The sequence below is a fragment of the Frankia sp. Mgl5 genome (assembly GCF_023242985.1).
Lineage (GTDB): Bacteria > Actinomycetota > Actinomycetes > Frankiales > Frankiaceae > Parafrankia > Parafrankia soli.
Window position 1 is genome coordinate 1 of record NZ_JALKFY010000250.1, and the last position, 250, is coordinate 250.

The 250-nt window shown below is 55.6% G+C and carries 1 protein-coding gene; it reads left to right on the forward strand.

The genetic code is table 11. The features are described from left to right. Positions 1-250, forward strand: a 250-nt coding sequence (locus MXD62_RS09225; RefSeq protein ID WP_248828948.1) for a kinase/pyrophosphorylase, incomplete at both ends; no start/stop codon positions are given.

Here is a 250-nt window from a genome sequence, read left to right on the forward strand (position 1 = left end):
TAATGGAGCAGGCTGCTGCAGCAAACATTCCCATCATCGATGTAATCGGACCGCTCTTGCATACACTGCAAGATGTGCTCCACTCTTCACCGACCGGGAAACCGGGCTTGGTCCGGAGACTGGACGAAGAGTATTTCCGCAAGGTAGATGCAATCGAATTCGCCGTCAAATATGATGATGGCCGTGACCCGCGCGGCTTGCTGCGGGCTGATGTCGTGCTGATCGGCGTTTCCCGTACCTCCAAGACACC